This is a genomic window from Gallibacter sp. Marseille-QA0791 (assembly GCF_965119705.1).
In the GTDB taxonomy this organism is placed as follows: Bacteria; Bacillota; Clostridia; order Peptostreptococcales; family Anaerovoracaceae; genus Lentihominibacter; species Lentihominibacter excrementipullorum.
This window is the reverse complement of record NZ_CBCPMH010000001.1, coordinates 1,824,614-1,849,029: the sequence shown is the minus strand read 5'-3', so window position 1 is coordinate 1,849,029 and position 24,416 is coordinate 1,824,614. Positions and strand designations below refer to the sequence as shown.

Annotated in this window: 24 protein-coding genes; 10 read left to right on the top strand and 14 right to left on the bottom strand. The window is 44.8% G+C overall.

Going from position 1 to position 24,416, the window contains the following annotated elements:
• Positions 1–106 precede the first annotated feature (106 nt).
• The 9 genes from ACQY69_RS08555 to rpmH form a co-directional block, all read right to left on the bottom strand.
• Positions 107–904, bottom strand: a complete 798-nt coding sequence (locus ACQY69_RS08555; RefSeq protein ID WP_428260111.1) for a ParB/RepB/Spo0J family partition protein — start codon at positions 902–904, stop codon at positions 107–109.
• An 87-nt stretch (positions 905–991) separates the two neighbouring features.
• A complete protein-coding gene (rsmG, locus tag ACQY69_RS08550; RefSeq protein ID WP_428260110.1) occupies positions 992–1,702 on the bottom strand; it encodes a 16S rRNA (guanine(527)-N(7))-methyltransferase RsmG in 711 nt (236 codons plus the stop codon).
• Positions 1,703–1,707: 5 nt separating this feature from the next.
• Complete coding sequence (gene mnmG, locus ACQY69_RS08545; protein ID WP_428260109.1) at positions 1,708–3,588, bottom strand: tRNA uridine-5-carboxymethylaminomethyl(34) synthesis enzyme MnmG; 1,881 nt, start codon at positions 3,586–3,588, stop codon at positions 1,708–1,710.
• A 34-nt stretch (positions 3,589–3,622) separates the two neighbouring features.
• Positions 3,623–4,999, bottom strand: coding sequence for a tRNA uridine-5-carboxymethylaminomethyl(34) synthesis GTPase MnmE (mnmE, locus tag ACQY69_RS08540; protein WP_428260108.1), 1,377 nt, complete (start codon positions 4,997–4,999; stop codon positions 3,623–3,625).
• A 117-nt stretch (positions 5,000–5,116) separates the two neighbouring features.
• The gene (jag, locus tag ACQY69_RS08535; RefSeq protein ID WP_428260107.1) at positions 5,117–5,995 is read right to left on the bottom strand and encodes an RNA-binding cell elongation regulator Jag/EloR; all 879 of its coding nucleotides are present in this window, start codon (positions 5,993–5,995) and stop codon (positions 5,117–5,119) included.
• Between the two features lie 31 nt (positions 5,996–6,026).
• Positions 6,027–6,752, bottom strand: coding sequence for a YidC/Oxa1 family membrane protein insertase (locus tag ACQY69_RS08530; RefSeq protein ID WP_428260106.1), 726 nt, complete (start codon positions 6,750–6,752; stop codon positions 6,027–6,029).
• Between the two features lie 14 nt (positions 6,753–6,766).
• Positions 6,767–6,976, bottom strand: coding sequence for a membrane protein insertion efficiency factor YidD (gene yidD, locus ACQY69_RS08525; protein WP_428260105.1), 210 nt, complete (start codon positions 6,974–6,976; stop codon positions 6,767–6,769).
• 12 nt (positions 6,977–6,988) lie between these two features.
• A complete protein-coding gene (gene rnpA, locus ACQY69_RS08520) occupies positions 6,989–7,327 on the bottom strand; it encodes a ribonuclease P protein component (protein WP_428260104.1) in 339 nt (112 codons plus the stop codon).
• 40 nt (positions 7,328–7,367) lie between these two features.
• Entirely contained in the window at positions 7,368–7,502 is a 135-nt protein-coding gene (gene rpmH / locus ACQY69_RS08515) for a 50S ribosomal protein L34 (protein WP_177268160.1), read from the bottom strand.
• Positions 7,503–7,850: 348 nt separating this feature from the next.
• Between rpmH and dnaA the strand changes: the two genes are divergently transcribed.
• The 6 genes from dnaA (at position 7,851) to trpS (ending at position 17,403) form a co-directional block, all read left to right on the top strand.
• Positions 7,851–9,245, top strand: coding sequence for a chromosomal replication initiator protein DnaA (gene dnaA, locus ACQY69_RS08510; RefSeq protein ID WP_428260103.1), 1,395 nt, complete (start codon positions 7,851–7,853; stop codon positions 9,243–9,245).
• 201 nt (positions 9,246–9,446) lie between these two features.
• On the top strand, positions 9,447–10,562 hold the full coding sequence (dnaN, locus tag ACQY69_RS08505; RefSeq protein ID WP_428260102.1) for a DNA polymerase III subunit beta: 1,116 nt from the start codon (positions 9,447–9,449) through the stop codon (positions 10,560–10,562).
• A gap of 1 nt (position 10,563) precedes the next feature.
• Entirely contained in the window at positions 10,564–11,688 is a 1,125-nt protein-coding gene (gene recF, locus ACQY69_RS08500) for a DNA replication/repair protein RecF (protein WP_428260101.1), read from the top strand.
• A 236-nt stretch (positions 11,689–11,924) separates the two neighbouring features.
• The gene (gyrB, locus tag ACQY69_RS08495; protein ID WP_428260100.1) at positions 11,925–13,844 is read left to right on the top strand and encodes a DNA topoisomerase (ATP-hydrolyzing) subunit B; all 1,920 of its coding nucleotides are present in this window, start codon (positions 11,925–11,927) and stop codon (positions 13,842–13,844) included.
• A 35-nt stretch (positions 13,845–13,879) separates the two neighbouring features.
• Positions 13,880–16,402 (top strand): DNA gyrase subunit A, encoded by a 2,523-nt coding sequence (gene gyrA / locus ACQY69_RS08490; RefSeq protein WP_428260099.1) that lies wholly within the window; start codon positions 13,880–13,882, stop codon positions 16,400–16,402.
• 20 nt (positions 16,403–16,422) lie between these two features.
• Complete coding sequence (gene trpS, locus ACQY69_RS08485) at positions 16,423–17,403, top strand: tryptophan--tRNA ligase (protein ID WP_428260098.1); 981 nt, start codon at positions 16,423–16,425, stop codon at positions 17,401–17,403.
• A gap of 143 nt (positions 17,404–17,546) precedes the next feature.
• On the opposite strand, the gene ACQY69_RS08480 is transcribed toward trpS, so the two are convergent.
• Positions 17,547–17,945 (bottom strand): DUF4854 domain-containing protein, encoded by a 399-nt coding sequence (locus ACQY69_RS08480; protein WP_428260097.1) that lies wholly within the window; start codon positions 17,943–17,945, stop codon positions 17,547–17,549.
• Between the two features lie 107 nt (positions 17,946–18,052).
• Positions 18,053–18,790: a lysophospholipid acyltransferase family protein gene (locus tag ACQY69_RS08475; RefSeq protein ID WP_428260096.1), complete on the bottom strand. Its 738-nt coding sequence runs from the start codon at positions 18,788–18,790 to the stop codon at positions 18,053–18,055.
• A 121-nt stretch (positions 18,791–18,911) separates the two neighbouring features.
• On the opposite strand from ACQY69_RS08475, the gene ACQY69_RS08470 reads away from it, so the two are divergent.
• Entirely contained in the window at positions 18,912–19,589 is a 678-nt protein-coding gene (locus ACQY69_RS08470) for a phosphatase PAP2 family protein (protein ID WP_428260095.1), read from the top strand.
• 97 nt (positions 19,590–19,686) lie between these two features.
• On the opposite strand, the gene ACQY69_RS08465 is transcribed toward ACQY69_RS08470, so the two are convergent.
• On the bottom strand, positions 19,687–20,229 hold the full coding sequence (locus ACQY69_RS08465) for a ferredoxin domain-containing protein (RefSeq protein WP_428260094.1): 543 nt from the start codon (positions 20,227–20,229) through the stop codon (positions 19,687–19,689).
• An 83-nt stretch (positions 20,230–20,312) separates the two neighbouring features.
• Positions 20,313–20,804 carry a shikimate kinase gene (locus ACQY69_RS08460; RefSeq protein ID WP_428260093.1) on the bottom strand — a complete coding sequence of 164 codons (492 nt, stop codon included), beginning with the start codon at positions 20,802–20,804 and terminating at the stop codon, positions 20,313–20,315.
• 142 nt (positions 20,805–20,946) lie between these two features.
• On the opposite strand from ACQY69_RS08460, the gene ACQY69_RS08455 reads away from it, so the two are divergent.
• Both ACQY69_RS08455 and ACQY69_RS08450 read left to right on the top strand, forming a co-directional pair.
• Positions 20,947–21,876 (top strand): nucleotidyltransferase family protein, encoded by a 930-nt coding sequence (locus tag ACQY69_RS08455; RefSeq protein WP_428260092.1) that lies wholly within the window; start codon positions 20,947–20,949, stop codon positions 21,874–21,876.
• A 228-nt stretch (positions 21,877–22,104) separates the two neighbouring features.
• Positions 22,105–22,962 (top strand): hypothetical protein, encoded by an 858-nt coding sequence (locus ACQY69_RS08450; RefSeq protein WP_428260091.1) that lies wholly within the window; start codon positions 22,105–22,107, stop codon positions 22,960–22,962.
• Between the two features lie 4 nt (positions 22,963–22,966).
• Here the strand turns inward: ACQY69_RS08450 and ACQY69_RS08445 are convergent, their stop codons facing one another.
• Entirely contained in the window at positions 22,967–23,692 is a 726-nt protein-coding gene (locus ACQY69_RS08445; RefSeq protein ID WP_428260090.1) for a hypothetical protein, read from the bottom strand.
• Between the two features lie 121 nt (positions 23,693–23,813).
• On the opposite strand from ACQY69_RS08445, the gene ACQY69_RS08440 reads away from it, so the two are divergent.
• On the top strand, positions 23,814–24,404 hold the full coding sequence (locus tag ACQY69_RS08440; RefSeq protein ID WP_428260089.1) for a hypothetical protein: 591 nt from the start codon (positions 23,814–23,816) through the stop codon (positions 24,402–24,404).
• Positions 24,405–24,416: the final 12 nt, after the last annotated feature.

The following is a 24,416-nucleotide window of genomic DNA, read 5'->3' as shown; positions in this document are numbered from 1 at the left end:
CATTATATACCATCACAACTTCTTTTACTATCGTTTTCGCATTTCTTCACAAAAAAAATAATGTTTCACGTGAAACATTATTTTAAAACTATCCTGGAGGAGGATGTCATACGACCATACTATCGATTTCCTTAGGGATCACTATCGTTACCCGCAGATCGTTTCCCAGATCTTCCTGACTGAAGGTGGCTCCTTTCTTTTCCAACTCCATATCATTAAAGGCTCTCTTTAGCGTATTTATATATAACTTATAACTGATATGTCTTATCTTGTTTCTCTCCCTCTCCTTCAGCTCCCGCTGTTTGAAATAATCGTCCACCAGCTTTTCGGTCTGCTTCACATTGAGTCCATGCTTCAATACTTTTTCCAATATCCCCATTCTGGAATTATCATCTTCGACTTTCAGGAGAGCACGAGCGTGTCTTTCCGTCAATTTATTATCGACCAGTATTTCCTGTATATCTTCCGGAAGAGATAGAAGCCTTATCTTATTGGATATGGTCGATTGATTCTTACCCAGCTTTTCCGACAATTCCATTTGGCTTATCCCATATTTTTCCATTATGTTTTTATAGGCCTTGGCTTCTTCTATATATCCCAGATTTTCGCGCTGGATATTTTCCACCAGCGCGATAAGACTTATCTCTTCCTCACTGGCTTCTCTTATCATAGCAGGTACCTTATCCAATCCTGCCATCATCGCCGCCCTGAGCCGCCGTTCTCCGGCTATGAGCAAATACTCCCCATTCTGCTCCTTCTTTAAAATCAAGGGCTGCAATACTCCGAATTCCTTTATCGAATCCCTCAGCTCCATCAGCTGCTCCTGGGCGAAGACCTGTCTGGGCTGCTGGGAATTAGTCCTTATCATAGCTATCGGTATCTCCGTAGTCTTTCTCATGAACATTATCGCTACCCCCTTTCCGATTAAATTTTATCAGCTTGTCCAGCTGCAAAAAAGAGGTATTCGTCATACAAAAAGAGCCGATTTACGCTATTTCATCGGCTCTTTCGACGGAGTTCCCGGTTTTCTCGGAAATTTCACCGCCGTAGCGGCAATTTTCTTCACTACTATGAGTCGGTGATCGAAGGCAACTCCATCTGCCTCAGGACTTTCTATCCTCAGCAGACAGCCTCCCAGCTTCTCTATAGCATTTGACGCCTCTTTCACCTCTGACTCGCAATCCGGCCCTTTGTAAGCTATGAAGCTGCCGCCCACTTTCACAAAAGGTAAACAGTACTCTGACAAAGTGGCCATATTAGCCACGGCGCGGGAAACACAAATATCAAACTGCTCTCTCATATCCTTTTTTCTGGCCAGCTCCTCCGCTCTGCCATGAATAGCTCTTACATTTTTTATTTCCAGCTCATCGCACAGCTGATTCACTATCTTTATCCGTTTATTGAGCGAATCTATCAATGTAAACTTCTTCTCAGGAAAGGCTATAGCCAGCGGTACGCCGGGAAACCCCCCTCCTGTCCCCACATCTATCACCGTATCCGCATCGTTTATTTCATCCATTGCGGCGCACATCAATGAATCTATATAATGCTTCGCTATGAACTCCTTTCTGTCAGTTATGGCAGTGAGATTTATGCTTTCGTTGAAATCCAGTATCCCCTCCATATATCCGGAAAGCTGCCGCAGCTTTTCGTCGCTGCTATCCACCCCCGGGATATCGAAAACCTTCATCAATTCTTCCATGGCATCTATCCCTTTCTCCTTCTCTCCTTTTCCATATATATCATCAGTACATTTATATCAGCCGGTGATACACCTGATATCCTGGATGCCTGACCTATGGACAGAGGTCTGATATCGTTGAGCTTCTGCCTGGCTTCCAGCCTCAATCCCTCGATGAGATCATAATCCATGTCCTGGGGAATTTTTTTATTCTCCAGTTTTTTGAATTTTTCTATCCTGCGAAGCTGCTTCTCGATATAGCCCTCATATTTTATCTGTACTTCCATCATGGTCTTTTGATGAGATGAAAGGGCCGGGCGCTCCGGATCAAGAAGCTTTAAATCATCATATTTCACCTCAGGTCTCCTCAGAAGCTCACACATGGAAACAGGAGCCTTGACGGGAGTGCTGCCCCTGCTTTCCAAAAAGGCGTTGACCTCCTCCGGCTTCAGTACCTTTTTACGGAGACGCTGAGTCTCTCTTTCTACGATCTCTTTCTTTTCAAGATACCTCCTGTACCTTTCCTCTGTAACCAACCCTGCTTCATATCCCTTCTCCGTGAGGCGAAGATCAGCGTTGTCCTGCCTGAGGACTAACCTGTATTCAGCACGGCTGGTCATTATCCTGTAAGGTTCATTTGTCCCTTTGGTCACCAGATCATCGATAAGGACGCCGATATAAGCCTCGCTCCTGTCCAGCACGAATTCCTCCTTATCATCTATCTTCCTCACAGCATTTATTCCCGCCATCAGCCCCTGAGCAGCGGCTTCCTCATAACCGGAACTGCCGTTGAACTGGCCGGCACAGAAGAGATTCTCCACATGTCTGTTTTCCAGCGATATCTTCAGATCAAGAGGATCTATACAGTCATATTCTATAGCATAAGCCGGCCTGGCTATCTCAAGATTCTCCAATCCCGGTATAGTCATATAAAACTGCTGCTGCACATCCTCAGGAAGGCTTGAAGACATCCCCTGTATATACATCTCATCTGTGTAGAGGCCTTCCGGCTCGATAAAAAGCTGATGCCGCTCCTTATCGGCAAATCTGTTGACCTTGTCCTCTATAGAAGGACAATATCTGGGTCCTATCCCTTCTATCTGACCTCCGAAAAGAGCCGATCTGTGAAAATTTTTCCTTATGACATCGTGAGTCTCCTGATTGGTATAAGTCAACCAACAGCTGACCTGGTCTTTTTCCAGTCTGTCGTTCATAAAAGAAAAAGGGATTATCTCGTCGTCTCCCTTCTGCTCTGTCATCTTGCTGAAATCCAGGCTCTTTCCCAATGCTCTGGCCGGTGTCCCTGTCTTGAACCGTCTCATAGGAAGACCATATTCTCTCAGCTTTCCGGCCAGCTCCATGGAAGGCGCCATGCCGTTAGGCCCACTGTCATAAGCGCTGTCTCCTATGAATATCTTTCCGGCCAGGAAGGTCCCTGTAGCTAATATCACAGCCTTCGATCTATAGCAGGAGCCTGTCTTAAGCACCACTCCTCTGACCTTTCCGTCTTCGACTATCAGATCCACCACTTCTCCCTGTTTGAGATCAAGGTTTTTCTCATTTTCCAGCGTTCTCTTCATTTCCAGATGATAGAGATTTTTATCGGCCTGAGCGCGCAGCGAATGAACAGCAGGGCCCTTTGCCGTATTGAGCATCCTGCTCTGTATGAATGTTTTATCGATATTGAGGCCCATCTCTCCACCAAGAGCGTCAATTTCCCTAACCAGATGCCCTTTCCCTGTTCCTCCTATAGACGGGTTGCAGGCCATCATGGCTACAGCCTCCAGATTTATGGAAAGCATCAGCGTCCTTTTCCCCATCCTGGCGGTTGCCAGACCGGCTTCACAGCCGGCATGTCCCGCACCGACTACTATGATATCATATGTTCCCATCAAGTATTTTTCCATTTGTGGTACCTGCCTTCGCGTTACTGCCCATACTTCATTTTCCGAGACAGAATCTCGAAAATACCTCATTTATTATATCGTCAGAAACCGACTCTCCTGTTATCTCGCCTAAATATTCGTAAGCGTCATTGACGTCGCTTTCTATAAAATCCAGCGCTTCTCCCTTTTCAGCCATATGGAGAGCATCTTTCATCGACTGGCCGGCCGATCTCAGGAGACTCTCATGACGCACATTGTTCACCATGACGCTTTCTCTCTGGGAAAGATCTCCGCCATAGACCATCCTTTCTATAAGCTCCTCTATTTCATCCACGCCTTCACCATTTATCAGCGAAGTTTCTATGATATGAGCACTGCCTGCCAATTGTCTCAATTCCCCGTCGTCGATTTTTCGTCCCAGATCGCTCTTATTGACCAGAATGAGAGACTTCTTCCCTTCCAGCAGACGAGCTATCTGTCTGTCCTCCTCTGATACAGAAAGACTGCCATCCACTATGAAAATAATGAAATCAGCATTGTTAAAGGCTTCTTTAGACCTTTCTATGCCCAGCCTTTCCACCTTATCAGATGTATCTCTTATGCCTGCTGTGTCCACCAGATAAACCGGGATATCCCTTATGCTTACAGCCTCTTCTATGGTATCTCTGGTAGTTCCCGGTATTTCAGTCACTATAGCTCTTGATTCTCTGAGGAGAGCATTCATCAAAGAAGATTTACCTACGTTTGGCTTTCCTACTATAGCTATCTTTATACCGTCTTTTATCATCCTTCCGGCTGAAGCTGTATCAAGCAATTTTTCAATCGTTTCGCCTATTGACGATATATTTTTGATTAGATTGCTGTAAGTTATCTCCTCTATATCCTCATCGGGATAATCTATATTGACAGCTATCTCCACAAGAAGATCCAGGATCTCCTTTCTTATTTCCCTGACTTTAAGAGAGATCCCTCCCTCCAACTGTGACATGGCTACATCGAAGCTTTTATCGGTCCTCGCTTTCACCAGATCAGCCACAGCCTCCGCCTGAGAAAGATCCAGTCTTCCATTGAGAAACGCCCGTTTTGTAAACTCCCCGGGTTCCGCCAATCTGGCACCATGACGAAGAACGAGAGACAAAGTCTTTCTCAGCGATACTACGCTCCCATGACAATCTATCTCCACCACATCCTCCATGGTATAAGTACCTGGACCTTTCATATAAACCGCAAGGACTTCATCGATAATCTTATTTTCCTCTTCATCTACTATACGGCCATATGTCATTCTTCTGTTCACTATTCCCGCTTTCCCGCAGTCTGCCGGCTTGAATATCTCATTCAATATACGAAGAGAATCTTCTCCGCTTACTCTTATTATGCCTATTCCGCCTTCTCCATAAGGAGTAGCGACAGCGGCAATGGTATCTTCCATGATAAAACGCTCCTCATGATATAACTGACACAATCGTTTACTTCTCAACGGACAGCTCCATCCGTATTTTTCGTATAAATAAAACCCGAGTCCGCAAAATTCTGCGGACTCGACAAATCACTTCTTAAGTTCTATTATGACTCTCCTGTAAGGTTCTTCTCCCTCGCTTCTGGTTATTATTTCAGGATTCTGCTGCAAGGTCGCGTGGATTATCTTCCTTTCATAAGGATTCATAGGCTCCAGTCTTACATATTTACCGGTCCTTATGACTTTAGCCGCCAGCCTTTCGGCCAGCTGCTCCAAAGTTTTCTGCCTTTTGGCCCTGTAATTTTCCGCATCTATGACGACCTTTATATAATTTTCACTGTCCTTGTTTATGACGAGGCTGGTCAAATACTGTATAGAATCGAGAGTCTGTCCTCTCTTTCCTATTATCGTCCCCGAATCCTTTCCATCCATCTCTATATATACCATGTCCTCGCCGACTCTGGCCTTGAAGTTCAAATGAAGGCCCATTTTTTCGGTCACGTCCTTGAGGAAAGTAAGGGCTTCGTGCTCTTCGACCTCTTCCAGCTTTTCCTTGTCCACTACGTCTATATTGAGATTTCTCTCGTTCTGTTTCCCATCGTGAACTTTCCTTTCGTTCCGATTTCTGTTCTTTCTGGACTTTCTGTCATCCTTTCTGCCGTCTCTGTTCTGATGTCTTTCAGTTTCAACCTTCTTTTCCTTTACAGCTTCATCATTTTCGACAGCCTCAGGACCCTCAGCGCCTTTTTCTTTATCGAAGACGACATCTGTCTTTGCCGCTTCCTCCTTCTTTTCTTCCTTCTTCTTCTCGACTCTTACCTTCGCCAGTTTTGAACCTATGCCGAAAAAGCCTTTTGAGGGCTGCTCCAGCACCGTTACTTCCACTTCGTCTCTGGAGAGCTTAAGATCTATGAGAGCAAGTCTGACAGCCTCCTCGACGTCAACTCCCCACTTTTCCGAATAGTCCATTTTCTATCTCCTCCAAACAAATCAACGTGGTCTATTTTTTATTTCTCTTTTCCAATTCAGCTTCCATCTTGAGTTTCTTCCTGATGCTGGCCATGTGTATGTTAAAGAATATCTGTATTATCTGGCTGACAGCCCAGTAAAGCGCAAGTCCCGACGGAAACGATCTTGCCATCCACAATATCATGATAGGGAAGATATATTTCATCATCTTCATCATACCATTCATCTGATTCATCTGTGGATTGGAAGAACCTGTGTCGTTGAGAGCCTGGTTCATCGTAAAGGATATGAATGTGGCGACGCCGGCGATTATCGGCAGTATCCACGGGTCCGGCTGACTCAAGTCGTTTATCCATACGAATGATTCGTGGAAGGCGAATATCATGCTGCTGTCATTACCCATATACTGCATCGGGTTTCTCAGCAGCGCAAAGAGCCCCATGATTATCGGCATCTGGATAAGCATAGGGAGACATCCCCCCATAGGATTGAACTTCTCTTCTTTGTAAAGCTCGGCCATCTTTATGTTCATAGTTTCCCTGTCGTTGGCATATTTTCTCTGTATAGCCTGCATCTTAGGCTGAACAGCCGACATCTTAGCCATGGATTTCGTCTGCTTTATATACAGAGGATACAGACAAAGCTTTACGATAAGCGTAAACAGTATAATAGTAATACCGTAATAGCTTATAAAGTCATACAGTAATCCCAAAAGCCATCCCAGAGGCCTTGCTATTACTCCCAGTATCGTATACATTAATAAATTTCCTCCTATTTTAAAGGATCATATCCTCCCGGGTTGAAAGGATGACATCTGAGCAGCCTCCTTACACCCAGGTAAGAGCCTTTAAAAAACCCGTACTTTTCCAACGCTTGTATAAAATAGGTAGAACAAGTAGGATAAAATCTGCATGTCGGCGGGAAAAGAGGAGAAATGAACTTCTGATATCCTTTAATTATTAAAATCAATATCCTTTTCATCCTGCACGCCTCTTACCTCTGATACAATTTCGATTTAGAAAGTGAATTAGCCATAGATTTTTCCACATCGCGCAATTTTTTGCCGTTGATGGTGTTGCGTGCTATAAATATGATATCGTAACCATTTCCGATATCATCCTTCAAAAACCTATAGCTTTCCTTCATAAGCCTCTTGGCTCTGTTTCTTCTAACGCTGTTTCCTACTTTTTTGCTTGCTAAAAACGCTATCCTGTTATATGAAAGACCGTTCTTCATATAAAAAAGCACTATGTACCGTTCTCCCACGGACCTTCCTTTTTTATATATCAGATCGAAATCTTCTTTTCTTCTCAGTATATCCCTTTTTAGCATAACATTACCAACCATAACAAAAAGACCACGCCTGCGGTCTCTATGCTGATAAAACTTTTCTTCCTCTTTGTCTTCTTCTCTTCAATACGTTTCTACCGTTCTTTGTCTTCATTCTTTTTCTGAAGCCGTGTTCTTTTTTTCTCTGCCTCTTTTTAGGCTGATAAGTCATTTTCATAATGCCGTTTCCTCCTTTGATTTTATTCCATTTTTAATACATAAATCTAAATTTCAACTTATGTCATACGCTTTACTATTATACCCTTTGAGCAAATTGGTGTCAATTAAATTTAACCGCTCTCCTTCCATATTCTCGTTGTTAAAATGCCATTTATAACCATTTAATTTACGGCTATCTAACATCATCCAACATATAGTTAATCCTGTGTAAACTTTGCACAATTTTATCCACAAGTAGTGGATAACTTTTACCCGCGTTGTTTTTTTGAGAAATTTTATTAACCTATTGCCTGTGGATAACTTTTTTTGATAATATATATCTATCGCTTACGGAGAGGAAAAACTTATGAAAAAAAAGATAGAAGACAAAATATGGAGAGATATACTTTCGGAAATAAACGAGAACGTCACCGAGGTAAGCTATCGCACGTGGTTTGCTCCACTGGTTCCTCTCGAAACCGATGAAGACGCTGGGATATTCTACGTCGCCTCGTCCAATGACTTCCTCATAGAAGTCCTCAAAAACCGATATATTTCAATATTCGAAAGCGCTATAAAAAGCGTTACCGGCAGAAAGTACAAGGTCGTCATAAAAAACAGGAGCGAAAAGGAAATAGAAGCATTCATGAAAAAAAACAGCTCCCTGCCTGACGAGAAAGAAGAGCCTAAACAAGAGAAAGAAGAAGAATTCAGAGAAGAATACTTCCTCAATCCCAGATACAACTTCGATAACTTCGTCGTAGGTTCCAACAACAACTACGCCCATGCCGTAGCGCTGGCAGTTGCCGAATCACCGGCCGCGGTATACAATCCGCTTTTTATATACGGAGGCTCAGGTCTCGGCAAGACTCACCTGATGCACGCCATAGGCCATTACATACTTGAACACGATCCTTCATCCAAGGTACTCTATGTCTCCTCCGAAATGTTCACATCAGAGCTGATAAAAGCAATACAGGACAAAAAGAATTACAACAGCAAGATGAGAGCATTCAAGAAAAAATACAGGAACGTAGATGTGCTGCTGATAGATGACATCCAGTTCATAGAGGGCAAAGAAAGTACGCAGGCCGAATTTTTCCACACCTTCAACGCCCTCTACGAATTCGAGAAACAGATAGTCATCTCCAGCGACAGACATCCCAGCAAGCTGACAGATCTGGATGAACGTCTCAGATCCAGGTTCCAATGGAATATAATAGCTGACATACAGCCTCCGGACTTCGAGACGAGAGTAGCCATACTGAGAAACAAAGCCAAACTGGAAAACGTATCGCTGGAAGACGATGAGATGCTGGAAGTGATAGACCTGATAGCTGAAAAAGTCAAGTTCAATATAAGAGAGCTGGAAAGCGCCCTTACAAGGATAATAAGCTATTCAAAGATATTCGAAGAACCTATAACGGTCAAGTTCGCCAGGAAAAACCTCAACGATATATTTTCAACGAGGGACTTCAATATTACATGTGAGACTATCAAGAAAGCCGTATGCAAACAATTCGGCATACGGATAGCGGACATAGAATCTTCCAAGAGAAAGCGTGAGTTTTCCCACCCAAGACAGATTGCCATGTACCTTTGCAGAGAACTGACCGATTCATCCCTTCCAAAGATAGGAGAATACTTCGGCGGCCGCGATCACACGACAGTGCTCCACGCCTACGATAAAATATCCTCAGAGTTGAAGACCGACAGTCTCCTGGCGGAAGAAGTGAGAAGGATAAAGGACGACATACAATGATATGATCATATCATCCTTAATTATACACAAGGCATGTTGACAAAAAAAACAAGTTATCCACAGTTTTTAAATAACAAAAAAATAAGCAGCTACAAATGCCTCAAAGGTTATCCACAGTTTCAACAGGCCCTACTACTACAACTACTATATTTATAATATATAATAATACGCCATCTTTATATTTTTCGGAGGACATAAATTATGAAATTCACTTGCAGTCAACAGACTATGACGAAAGCTCTCAACACAGTTTCTAAAGCAGTATCCAACAGAACGACTCTGCCGGTCCTGAAAGGGATCTTATTGGAAGCCAAGAACGACGGTAAACTTGTGATGTCAGCTTCAGATCTGGAAATAAGCATCAGAAAAGAGATAGACGCCGAGATCATAGAAGCAGGAAGCACTGTAGTTGGTTCAAAACTGTTCAGCGACATAGTGAGAAAGCTTCCTAACGAAGAGATATCGGTAGAGACCATCGACGACGGTACAGTATCGGTGAGAACGAATTCATCCGAATTCACAGTAGTCAGCTTTCCTGTGGATGAATTTCCAAAGATAGGAGAAAAGGAAGAGACCGACACCCAGCTGATCTTTGACAAAAATATATTTAAAGACATGGTGAGAAAAACATCCTTCGCAGCTTCCATCGACGAGTCAAAAGGTATATTGGTGGGAATACTTACAGAGATCGGAAAAGACAGCGTCAGCATGGTAGCTCTGGATGGTTTCAGATTAGCTTTGTCCAGAGAAAATATGATAAGCGTTGAAGAAAACAGTTTCATAATATCCGCCAAAGTAATGAACGAGATCAGCAAAATAATATCTGAAGATGAGATAGAAGACGATCTTTCCATATCTATGGGGACAAAAAAAGCTACGTTCACCATAGGAACGACAGAAGTGATGCTGCGGCTCATGGAAGGCGAGTTCATACGTTACAAGGATATTATCCCGAAGGATAACGATATAGATGTAATCGTTGGAAAAACCATACTTTTGGAAAGCATCGAGAGAGCTTCTCTCCTGGCAAGGGAAGGAAAGAACAATCTGATAAAAATGGCTTTGAAAAATGACCTTCTTACAATTACATCCAGATCTGAGGAAGGAAATGTAAAGGAAGAGATAGTCGTTGAGAAAACGGGCAATGACCTAGAGATAGGATTTAATTCCAAATTCGTGATAGATGTACTCAAGGCTATAGATGATGAAGAGATACTGATGAAATTCAAGACAGGGACATCACCTTGTCTGGTGACGCCGGTAGATGGAAATTCTTACGAATACCTGATACTTCCTGTAAGGATACCTTCGATGTGATATGTATATAAAGAGAATAGAACTTCAGGATTTCAGGAATTATGCGAAACTGGAAGCCAGTTTCAGTGAAAAGGTCAACATTTTCATCGGAAATAATGCTCAGGGGAAGACAAATCTTCTGGAAGGCATATATATGAACGCTATGGCCAGATCCTTCAAAACGTCCAAGGATAAAGAACTTATCAGGTTTGGCAGGGAATTCTGCCGTGTGAGGATAACATCTTTTTACGATGATGACGATCATGTCACTGAGATAGTGATAAATAAGGATGGCAGAAAAGGCGTCAAGCTGGATGGAGTCAGGATAAACAGGACGTCGGAGCTGCTGGACAGGATATTCATCATAGTGTTCTCTCCTGAGGATATGAAAATAGTGAAAGATGAGCCTGAAAAGCGAAGACGTTTCATCGACAGAGAGCTTTGCCAGGTGAAGCCCGGATATTTCAGCGACCTTTCCAACTATAAAAAGGTGTTGAAACAACGGAACACTTATCTGAGGGAAAGCGTCATAGAACCTTCTATACTGGATATATGGGACAGGGAACTGGCCAGGTACGGAGCGCATATCATAGTCAGAAGGCGCCAATTCATAGAGCGCATAGATAAGATAAGCAGAGAGATACACGGGAGGATATCGGGTGGAAGGGAAAATCTGGGACTCAGATACGAGACCAGCTTCGATATCCCGGAAGAGGATGGAGAAAAGAAAGAATCATATTTATCGCATGTGGAACAGGCATTCTATGATATGCTGGTGAAAAGACGAAAAGAGGATATGGAGAACAGAAGCACCGGAAGAGGCCCTCACAGGGACGACCTTAAAATATCGGCAGATGATATAGATCTGAGGAAATTCGGTTCCCAGGGACAGCAGCGAACGGCGGCTCTTTCACTGAAACTGTCGGAAATAAGGCTCATAGAGGAAGAAATGGGAGAAAAGCCTATATTGCTTCTGGATGACGTGCTGTCAGAACTGGACAACGACAGGCAGACATATCTGATCAATTCTTTGGGAGGTAACCAGTTGTTTATAACTACTGCCGACATATCGGGTAAAGTAGCGAAGAATTTGCCTGAGGGAAAGATATTCAAGATAAAGGCCGGTGAAGTGGATATAGAGATATAGTATATATGTAGATACGCGATAAATGATAAAAACAGACGAAAAAAGTCGAAAGCCTGATTTTCATTAAGTGTAACTTAACGAAAATCAGGCTTTTTAACCTTGAAAAACGGCTATTACATGGATTTTTTCACGTTATGTAAAGATTTAAGTCAAAACGAGATGAAAAATTGTAAAAGACGAAAATATGTGGTATAATTAACCGTTAAGAATATTTTTGTGAAAGAGGAGATTAGATGATGGCTAAGGATGAAAAAATACAGCAGTACGGTGCTGAACAGATACAGGTACTGGAAGGTCTGGAAGCTGTAAGAAAAAGGCCGGGTATGTATATAGGAAGTACAGGCCCGAGAGGACTTCATCACCTGGTCTATGAAATAGTGGACAACAGTATAGATGAAGCGCTGGCCGGTTTTTGTGATGAAATAAAGGTCACGATACATGCCGATAATTCCATTACGGTAGAAGATAACGGAAGGGGAATGCCTGTTGACAATCATCCTAAGATGGGGATACCAGCGGTGGAAGTAATCCACACAGTACTTCACGCCGGAGGTAAATTTGGCGGAGGAGGATATAAGGTCTCGGGAGGACTCCATGGTGTGGGCGCGTCTGTAGTAAATGCTCTTTCCACCAGGATGGAAGTCGAGATAAAGAGAAATGGCAGGATATACAAGCAGGAATATGCTAAAGGTAAGACCGTGACTCCGCTGAAGGAAGTAGGTAATGCCAGGAAGACAGGTTCTAAAAGTACGTTCTGGCCGGATCCGGAAATATTCGACGAGACGGAGTATGATTATGAGACCCTTGAGAGAAGGCTCAGAGAGATGGCATTCCTCAATAAAGGGATAAAGATAACATTGAAGGATGAGAGGGAAGGAAAGAAACAGGAAGAGACCTTCCATTATGAAGGAGGGCTCAAGGAATTCGTAAAGCATCTCAATACCAATAAGGAGCCTCTTCATCAGGATATAATATATTTTGAGGTAATGGATAAGGAGAGAGAAGTCGAGGTGGCTATGCAGTACACAGACAGGTACAGCGAGATGCTCCTTTCATATGCCAATAATATCAATACGACTGAAGGCGGTTTCCATATGGTGGGATTCAAGACAGCTCTCACCAGGATAATCAACGACTATGCCAGGAAAAACAAGCTGCTTAAAGAGAATGATGACGCGTTATCGGGAGAAGATGTGAGAGAAGGTCTTACGGCCATCGTTTCCGTGAAGCTTACAGAGCCTCAATTTGAAGGACAGACTAAAACAAAGCTTGGAAACAGTGAGATGCGTGGATTCGTCGAGACAGCGACTGCTGAAAATGTAACGGCTTTCCTGGAGGAAAATCCTACACAGGCAAAGATAATAATAGACAAGTGTCTCAGAGCAGCCAGAGCCAGAGAAGCTGCCAGGAAGGCGAGAGAACTGACAAGAAGAAAGAGCGTATTGGATGGTATTTCCATGCCTGGAAAACTGGCTGACTGTTCCGAGAAGGATCCGGCTCTTTCAGAGATATTCCTGGTGGAGGGAGACTCTGCCGGCGGAAGCGCGAAGCAGGGAAGGGACAGGATGAGACAGGCCGTACTGCCGTTGAGAGGAAAAATACTCAATGTGGAAAAGGCGCGTTTGGATAAGGTATTGAACTCTGACGAGATAAAAAATATGATAACGGCCTTTGGCTGTAATATCGGACCTGATTTTGATGAGTCCAAGCTGAGATATCACAAGATAATAATAATGACAGATGCTGACGTGGATGGCGCTCATATAAGGACGTTGTTGCTGACATTCTTCTACAGATATATGACGCCTCTCATAGAAAAAGGATATGTATATGCGGCCCAGCCTCCTCTTTTCCAGGTGAAGAAGGGCAAGGAAGTTTATTATACCTATTCCGAAAGAGAGCAGGAGAAGCTGATGAAGGAGCTGAACGAAAAACCTGGTAAGGCCGATATACAGCGGTATAAAGGTCTGGGTGAAATGGATTTTCATCAGCTGTGGGAGACTACCATGGACTACAACAACAGGACTCTTATCCAGATAACCATTGATGACGCCACGGCTGCCGATGAGATATTCACGACCCTCATGGGGGACAAGGTACAGCCGAGAAGACAGTTCATAGAACAGAATGCGTCTTTGGCAACTATAGACTTTTAAAATTTGCAGAAAAAAGAAGAGAGGATTTTTGATATATGGCAAATTTGATAGAAGATCAGAAGATGATCCAACATGAGATCCACGATGAGATGAAAAACTCATATATAGACTATGCTATGAGCGTTATCGTGAGTCGTGCTCTCCCTGATGTCCGGGACGGATTGAAACCTGTCCACAGGAGGATACTCTACGGCATGAGCAGTCTGGGGATAACACCGGACAAGCCTTTTAAGAAATCGGCACGTATAGTCGGTGAAGTAATGGGTAAATATCACCCTCACGGTGATAGTTCCATATATAACGCCATGGTGAGACTTGCTCAGGATTTTTCCACCAGATACCTTCTGGTAGATGGTCATGGAAACTTCGGTTCCGTAGACGGCGACGGCGCTGCCGCCATGCGTTATACAGAAGCCAGAATGTCGCCGTTCTCGCTGGAGATGATACGGGACATCGATAAAGATACCGTCGATTTCATGCCAAACTTCGATGAGGAGGAGAAGGAGCCTGTAGTACTCCCTTCCAGGTTCCCTAACCTTTTGGTAAACGGAAGCAATGGTATAGCTGTAGGTATGGCTACATCCATACCGCCTCATAATCTGGGAGAAGTTATCGATGCTACTGTGAAGATGATCGATGATGATGATTGTACTGTCGATGATCTGATAGACATAATAAAAGGGCCTGATTTTCCTACGGGGGCTCAGATACTTGGAAAGAAAGGCGCCCGCGAAGCCTACAGGACGGGACAGGGAAAGGTTACCGTCAGGGCTGTAGCGGAAATAGAGGAGACAGACAGAGGCCGTTCTCAGATAATAATCAGCGAGATACCGTTTCAGGTAAACAAAGCGAGATTGTTGGAAAAGATAGGAGAACTGGTAAAGGATAAAAGAATAGAAGGCATATCGGCTATACGCGATGAATCCAACAGAAATGGGATGCGTATCGTTATAGAGCTGAAAAAGGATGCCAATCCGAGGATAACTCTCAACAGGCTCTACAAACATACTCAGCTGCAGGACAACTACAGCATGATAATGATAGCGCTGGTGGACGGTCAGCCGAGACTGCTTAATCTCTATGAGATATTGAATGAATATCTGAAGCATCAGAAAAATGTAGTTACCAGAAGAACAAAATTCGATCTGAATAAGGCGGAAGCCAGAGCTCACATACTGGAAGGTCTGAGGATAGCGCTGGATAATATCGATGAGATAATAAAGATAATCAGGTCCAGCTATAATGACGCCAGAGAAAAACTGATGGATCGCTTCGGTCTTTCAGAGATACAGGCTCAGGCTATCCTGGACATGAGACTGGCCAGACTGCAGGGACTGGAACGTGAGAAGATAGAGAACGAATACGCCGAGCTGCAGAAGAAGATAGCGTATTACAAGAGCCTGCTGGCAGACGAAAAGCTGCTGATGGGCGTTATCAAAGATGAGCTTCTCGAGATAAAGGAAAAATACGGCGATGAGAGAAGGACCAGAATAGTAAAGGACATCAACGATATGGATGAGGAAGACCTTATCGAGGAAAAACAGGTGGCAATAACTCTGACTCATCTGGGATATCTGAAGAGGATACCTGCCGACACTTATAAGACTCAGAAGAGAGGCGGTAAGGGGATCACAGGGCTGACCACCAGGGAGAATGACTTTGTCAGCGATCTGATAATGACATCTACTCACGATAATTTGATGTTCTTTACCAATACGGGAAAGGTCCACAGGATAAAGGCTTACGAGATACCGGAGGCCACCAGGACAGCGAGAGGGACGCCTGCCATAAATTTCCTGAACCTGATGCAGCGTGAGAGGATAACGGCGGTTATACCATTCAGGGATTTCAGGGATGACAAATATCTGATGGCAGTCACCAAGGACGGGACCATCAAGAAGACCGCCATTTCTCAGTTCGATACCAACAGAAAGACAGGTCTCATAGCCATAAATCTGAAGGACGGCGACGAACTGGTCGATATCAAGCAGACAAGCGGAGACGATAACGTTATCATAATAACGAAGAACGGCAAGTGCATATGCTTCTCGGAGGACGATGTGAGACCTATGGGAAGGATAGCCGGAGGTGTGAGAGCCATCAAGCTGGAGGATGATGATGAAGTCATCTCCATGGAACTGGTGCAGCCTCATGAAGAGCTGCTGGTAGTCACCAGCAAGGGATACGGCAAGAGGACACCTGTCAAGGATTACAAGATACAGGCCAGAGGCGGCAAAGGATTGTTGACTTACGATAAGAGCAAGTTCAACAAGACAGGCGAGCTGGTGGGAGCATTGGTGGTTGACGACGAGGATGAAGTGCTTCTGATAAATTCGGAAGGAACCATAATAAGGATAGCTGCTGCCGATATCTCCAAGCTGGGAAGAGCTACCCAGGGCGTGAAGATAATGAGGGCCGACGACGACGTCAACATCATTTCCATAGCCAAGGTCATAAGGGAAGATGAACATGAGATGGACGTCAAGCTGGCAATGAAGAAAAAGGCAGAAAAGAAAAAGGAAAAGGAAGAGTCAGAGCAGACTAAGATGAAGCTGTGACAGAAATATAAGGAGAGATTATGAAACGTGTTTTTTCGGGCGTGCAGCCCACGGGAAATATACATCTGGGAAATTATCTGGGAGCGCTGAAGCAGTTCGTGGAGCTGCAGGACGATAACGAGTGCATCTACTGTATCGTGGATCTCCACTCCATAACGGTTCCGCAGGATCCTAAGGAGCTGAGGAGCCACATTCTCGATGTGGCAGCTCTTTATCTTTCGGTTGGTATCGATCCTAAGAAGTCTATCGTCTTTGTCCAGTCTGATGTCAGTGGACATAGTGAATTGTCATGGATACTGACATGCAGCGCCTACACCGGCGAGCTTTCCAGGATGACTCAGTTCAAGGATAAGAGCAGAGGGAAGGAATCGGCTCCGGCAGGGCTTTTCATGTATCCTGTACTGATGGCTGCCGATATCCTCCTTTACGATACTGATATCGTTCCTGTAGGCAATGATCAGAAGCAGCACATAGAGCTGTGCAGAGATATCGCCATCAGGATAAATAACAAATACAAGAAGACATTCGTCGTTCCCGACGGACGCTTTCTCAAGGAGGGAGCCCGTATCATGGCACTGGACGATCCGACCAAAAAGATGAGCAAGAGCGCTGAGAATATCCACAGCAGGATATCACTGCTGGACGAGGATGGTAAGATAAAAAAGTCAATAATGCGCGCCACCACTGACTCCGACGGTGAGATAAGATTCGACCCGGAGAACAAGCCGGGCGTCAGCAACCTGCTGACCATATACAGCGTTCTCTCGGGGAAAAGTATCGATGATGTAGTGGCTTCTTTTGCAGGCAGCGGTTATGGCGATTTTAAGAAGGAGCTGGTGGAGATAACCAAGGAAGCTCTTCTTCCGATCAGGCAGAATTTCAGCGAGATCAGAGAATCCGATGAGCTGAAAGCAATCCTTCGCGACGGCGCCGAGAGAGCCGGAGCCATCGCCGAGAAGACCATGAAGCGAGTGAAGGATAACTTTGGAATTGGATTTTGATATGAGATCATAAAAATTCCGGCAGCACTTTAACGACTTTCCGGTAAAAATAACAGAGGGTGTCGCAAAAGCATCAAATCAGATGATTGAGCGGCACCCTCTGTTTTATATCGCTGTGTTCAGTCAATAGCGTTCATTGGATTTTAATAATCCTCGCTGAACAGCTCTGTTCCGGCAGCGTCTTCATATACGACTCTTACGGTGATATCGTCGATACCGGAACCTTCTTCAAGAGTATCTCCGATAGATTCGAAAGAGGAATCCATGGACTCCATGGCGTTCTCCAGTTCAGGCTTCATCAGCTCAACGGTAGCGGCGTCAAAGGTCTGGGGATAGGTGTAAGTGTAAGTAAGCGTGTTGCCAGTTACATCTACAGTCATTCCATTGGTAGACAGCGAATCGATGGTCGATTTGGCTTCTTCATCACTGTTTATGTATTCTTCCAGTGTTTCAGGGCCGCCGCAACCGGCAAACATCACTGCCATAGCCAGAAGCAGTGAAACAACGATTCCCGATGTTAAGATCTTCTTTGCGATTTTCATGTCTTTTTCTCCTTCTTCATTCAATAAAGTGCTGTATATTTTAACGGCTGGATCTGTGTGAAAAGACTGGTAAAGAAAACCAGTATGATGATCCGGTACGTTAAAAACTACTTTCTCTGGAGCTCCCTTACTCCGTCAACGATGATCTTTTCGACTTTATCATTCAGTTCTCTTTCCTCATCCCTGCTGAGATTTTTCGTCTCTATAGGCTCATGGACGATCACATCGATCCGGGCGCCCTTGAGATACCCTTCCTCTTCGAACATTTTGTAGCTGCCATTGATGGATATGGGAACTATGGGTACTCCCGGTTTAGTCGCCAGCTTCAGCGAACCCTTGTGGAACCTTCCGGGATCAGGCCCCATACTTCTGGTCCCTTCCGGAAAGATGACGAGAGAAAATCCCTGTTTCAGATATTCGATACCTTCGCTTATAGCCTTAAGAGAGGCCCTCGGATCGTTTCGTTTTATCAGGACACTTCTTATCCGTCTTATCCATTTCCCATAGAAAGGAAGATTGCCCAGATTTTCTTTCGCGACGAATGAAAACTGGAATTTCGTAAAGACGGAGAAATAAGTGAAAATATCAGCGTAACCCTGATGATTCCCTACCATCACTACAGGCCCGCTGTCCGGAAGATTTTCAATACCCTTTACATTTACCGAGCTGCCGAACATTTCCATGACCATCGGCCCCCAGCTGGAAGTGGCTTTGAGGATGAACTGACGTTCACGTTCAAAATCACCTGCCGCTCTGGCGGCTTCGATCTCCTTTTTATAGGGCTCCATGTATTTCAGGCAGTTTAAAAGTTTAAACGCGCCCGGAATGTTGGCAAATACTTTCATCGCGTTCCCCCGGCGGTCAAATCGAAAACATCTCTGTATTAATGGCCATATTATATCATAGTAAAGTAAAATATGATACAATAAAACGATATAAATAATGTAAAATGTAACGGATGGGAAAATGAAAGATAAAGAGATGAAAAGGAATACAGTCTCTGTAATGAGAATTACGATAAAAGTAGTCATGATACTGGCGTTCCTGGCGATTTGGGCGTCTGTCGCGGCGGGAATGACCGATGGTTTCGATGATAACGTCAGATTTTTTTTCTATGACATGAGGAGTGAAGGGCTTACGGCAGTCGCCAAAGTGATAACGTACTTAGGCAACTGGCAGTCTATCGTTATCCTCTGTCTGATATTGCTTATCGTGAAACCTACCAGGGTCAGATACGGCATTCCTGTTTCAGCTGGCGCTATATTCGTCACAGTACTCAACAGAATTATAAAGCTAATTGCAGAAAGACCCAGACCTGATGAGATGTATCATCTCATAGAGGAAGGGGGATTTTCCTTTGCCAGCGGGCATGCCATAACCAGTATGTTCGTCTATGGGATGCTGATCTATCTGGTGCGCACTAATGTCCGCAACAGGACAATTGCCAACGTACTGACGGTGGTTCTGCTGATACCGGCATTTTGTATAGGCATCAGCAGGATCTATCTGGGAGTGCATTATCCAACCGACGTACTGGCCGGATGGTGTCTGGGGATAGCAACCATCGTGGCAGCGGTGGAAATAACAGAAAAGGTAGAGAGCCGTAAAAAGAAAGGCGCGATAAGCAGTAGTGGAGATAAATAAAGTGGAGACAAATAAAGAACCGGCGGCCGTCCATAGACGGCTTTGCCGGTTTTCGGTATGGTAACGGATATCCGGGCTATGCCGGATAGTCTCGCAGCTATTTCGCGATTGCCGGCCTGTCGAAAAACAGGCTTTTGCCTGAAACGGAAAGAGGTATCCCGAAGCAGACTCTGACTTTTTCAGGAAAAGCATTTATACGAAGAGCTGCTTTGCCGGCCGAAAAGAGTACCCGGTTGTCGATGCGGTTGTCGGCAGCTATGGAGACAGCTGAGCCGATGGCTATGCCCAGATCGACAGTATTGAATGCGCAGTTGGCTCCCGCCTTGACGGTGGCGGCGCAATTTTCGAAACCACACAAGCCGCAGTTCTTAAGGCCGATAGGAGCGGCGTTGATGCCGATAAGGACGATGCAGGGACATGCTTCCACGTTTTTTGCATCTCTGGTATAAAATTCCTCACCTGTTTCCGCTGCGATTTCCCGCATGGCATCCGACAGCTTTTTTTTGTCATCTCCATCGAGTATGAGGACGTTGATGTTGTCTATTCCATGGCCTTTTGGCGCTGTGATGGCTGCGGTACACATCTTTTGAGCTACGCTCATGATGACATTATCGTTGATATTTTCTCTTTTGTAAATCATTCAAATACCTCCATATCATATAAAATCGAAAAATCACCGGTATCGGCAGTTTTACCGTCTGGCAGGAAGGAAACCGGTCAACCTTATTTCTTTCCATTTTTGGATGTTCCCAGAAGCCTTCGCTGTCTTTCCAAAAGTTCCATGAAGGCCTGCTTTTTTGTTTCTTCGTCACCAAAGTGCATGAAGGCATGAGGGGAATCGGTAATGGTTCGGGCGTTTTCCCATAGTTGCAGAGGAGTCATATTTTCGCCTGCGATGATCAGTTGGTGATCCGATATGAGCTGTCGTGACATTTCATCGTTGAGGACGCCGTCGCCGCAGTATATCACGACACCTCTTCCACTGTCGCCAGCTTCAGCAGCTCCTGTCAGTTTGACCAGCATTTCGTACTCTTTGTTCCTGTATTCGTGTTCCCCCATGATCATGCATATGCGAAGGATGGAGCGTCCGTCGCTCCTTTCTATCTCATCGTCCAGGGACAGCAGGTCAAAGCCCTTTTCCATTGCCACCTGCTCCGCCGTCTCCTTTACAGGCGCACCGAAGAAGCCGGTGACGAATATTATGTCTTTTGCCATTTTCTATCCTTTCCATGAAGCGATCCATATGACCGGAAAGCAGCTATGTGATAAGCCTTTATAAAACTTTTCGGATTTGGTATAATCAAGTAACTACACTTATAATACAACCAACGAGATAAAAAGAAAAGAGAGCACTACTATGAAAAACAAAGAAAAACCCACGTTGATAATAATGGCTGCGGGAATGGGTTCCCGATATGGAGGCCTGAAACAGGTGGACAGGATAACAGATGCCGGAGAGATAATATTGGATTTCTCCCTGTACGACGCCATGATGGCGGGATTCGGAAGAGCTGTCTTCGTCATCAAAGAAGAGCACCGGGATCTTTTCAGAGAGCTGGTGGATGACAGAGCCGGGCGGTTCATGAAAATAGAGTATGCCTATCAGAAGCTTGACGATATACCGGAAGGTGTGAAAATACCTGAAGGGAGAGAAAAGCCGTGGGGTACCGGTCATGCGGTATTGGCCTGCCGTCATCTGATAAAAGGGCCTTTTGCGGTGATAAATGCCGACGATTATTATGGCCCCGGCGGTTTCGCAGCGGTGTATGATTATCTGGCCGGTCATGAGGACGGAGATATGTACGATTATTGTATGGTGGGATATCAGCTGAAAAACACAGTTACTGAAAACGGACACGTGGCCAGAGGCATCTGTGAGGCTGATGAAAAAGGTCATCTCAGGAAGGTAACCGAGAGGACAAAAATAATGAGAAGAGACGGGGCCATCGCCTATACGGAAGACGACGGGGAGAGCTGGACGGAGCTGGACGAAAACACTATCGTTTCCATGAACTTCTGGGGTTTTTCTCACAGCATGATGAAGGAACTGGAAAACGGATTGCCGGAGTTCTTTGAAAAAGAGGTACCGAAAAACCCGTTGAAAAGCGAATATTACCTTCCTGCTGCCGCCGACAGGCTGATACAGGAGGGGAAAGCAAGGGTAAAGATCCTGACTTCCCGAGACAGGTGGTATGGCGTGACATATAAGGAAGACCGGGAGGATGTGAAAAATGCCCTGGAATCCATGAAGGATAAGGGCATGTATCCTGAGAAATTGTGGAAATGAAAATGTTGTAATGGCAAATGTCAAAAGGGAAATCCAATCCTTAGGCGTAATATTTCCCGAGAGCACATTTATACGGTAAAAAAATCATAAAAATAAAACGGGGCGCAATGAGGGACTGGTTAGCGCTTCGTTTTTTTACCAACGCATTGACAAAAATTGTAAACAAAGATATAATATGGTAAATAGTTGTAATAAAGGTAAAAAGCGGAAGACAACAGGGGAAGCGATATGCAGCAAATCAAGAGGAGCTATAAGGATGGCGTTTTCAGACAGCTGTTTAACGATAAGGAAAAGCTGATAGAACTGTACAATGCGCTGTCGGGAAGAAGCTACAGTAAAGATACGGAGATAGAGATAGTGACGCTGGAGGATGCTCTCTTCGGTGATATCAAGAATGACTTGTCATTTATCATGGATAACAGGTTCATCGTAATGATAGAGCATCAGGCCACAGTGAATCCCAATATGCCTTTGAGGATGCTCAGTTATGCGGCAAGAGAATACGAGAGGAGAGGTCTGACAAAAAAGGTATACAGCAGAAGACGGATAGAAATACCCACGCCTGAATTGTACATGTTGTATAATGGTGCGGAGGATCAGCCGATCATGCAGGAATTGAAACTTTCCGACGCATACATAGCCAAATGTGGTAAAATATCCTTAGAAGCGAGAGTAAAGGTGATAAATGTCAATTACGACAAAGGAGCAGATATCCTGAAGAGATGCAAGACGCTCAACGAATACAGCATGTTCATCCATATGATAAGGGAAAGGCAGCAGGAGAAGGGACTGCAGAAAGCTGTGGAGGAGAGTGTGAGGGAATGTATGAGAAAAGGGATACTGACGGAGTTTCTCGAGAGAAACGGTGGTGATATCGTGAGTTTGGTAAGGATAGAGTTGACGAGAGAAGAGTGTGAAGCCATAAGAGAAGAGGATGGATATGTCCGTGGATTGGAAGATGGGTTGAACGAAGGCCGGATCGAGGAACAGTTGAAGATAGCCAGGAACATGAAGGCGCTGGGATTGACGACTGATGTTATATCTAAAGCTTCCGGACTCATGGAGAAAGAAATCGAAGCGTTGTAAACACCTACTTCAGCTTTTCCAGCTCAGCATTGCGGTGTTGGCTGATGGTAGAATAGTATCTCACCATGTTGGCCGCCACTCTGTCGTCCCACGCTGTGCTGGCGGCGTATCTCCTGTTGACAGCGGAAATGGTCTTTCCTGAGTAGAGGCTGCCTCCGGGAGACAGATAGCTGTTGGCCAGTGTTCTGGAGACGACGTCTATGCCTTCAGCTTTTGATGAAAAACCGCTGGAACCAAAGCCGAACATGTTGTTGGGCCTGAAGCAAATAGTGCCGTTGGCACTTTCATGGGCGGCGATAGCCATGACGAATAAACAATTTATCCCATAATCCTGCTCAGCCTGATAAAAGGCTTCCTCCAGACCTGTGAGGCCGCCGGTTGTCACCAGCTCAAGATCCGATACGGTGACACCGCTGGGCTGACTTACATCCAGACTCATTATCTGTGATGTGGAATAAGAGGGGAAGGTTTCCCCTTCGATCACTCTGTTCACGGTAGATGTCCTCAGAGTCGACGCCAGATCCACATCGCTGGCAGATGCGGCCCCCTCTTTCGAAAGGGCGTTACTGGCAGCGGCCGCATCGGAGCGGATGTTCTCGACGGTGATGTAAAGACCTGCGGCGAAAAGCCCCGCCGATACGACAGCTGTGATGAGAACAACGAGTATTATCAGTCTGATATGACTTTTTCTGACTATATGTATATCGATTTTTTCTGTGATATTTTCCATATTTTAATTTTATCCTCTCGGTCATCGAGTTCAGCAGCCTGAGCTACTTGAAAATCATGAAATTCTAATATATTATAAATAATGTTGGAGAAAAAAACAACCGGCGGGATTCGGAGGTAATATGTATTTCGTAATGAAGATCATAGCCACCGTGGTCATCTCTGTCATGATGCAGGCGGGGACGGAAAGTATCGTTGCCACTACGCCTCGCGAAGCAGTGGTGGATTTCATGGAAGGCCTTGAGAACCGTGACACTTATGTCATGGAAAAATATATGGATGACAGTTATGTCAATTTCATCACCAATGTCCAGGGAGACGAGGCTGTTGTGGAGAGGATGAACGATGCGCTTTTCAGCGGCTTTACCTATAAGATAGAAGATATGGCCGTAAAGAACGATGTAGCTGTCGCCAAGGTGACCATCACCAGCTGTGACTTCAGCGGTGTGCTGGATGCCTATAATACGGTCTCCTATCAGTATGTTGTCGACAACCTCTACACAGATGAGATAGCTGATAAGGATTGGCTCAACGCTCAGTGTCTGGAGCTTTATGTGGAGCAGGTGGAGGAGGCAGCTGCCGTGGGAGCTACTATGGAGACTACTGTGTTCATTCCTATGGTGGACGACGGATTTTACGGATGGAACATAATAATGACCGACGGACTCATGAGCTCGGTGTTGGGAAATCTTCAGATACCAACAGGTCAGTAAAGGAGTTAAGAG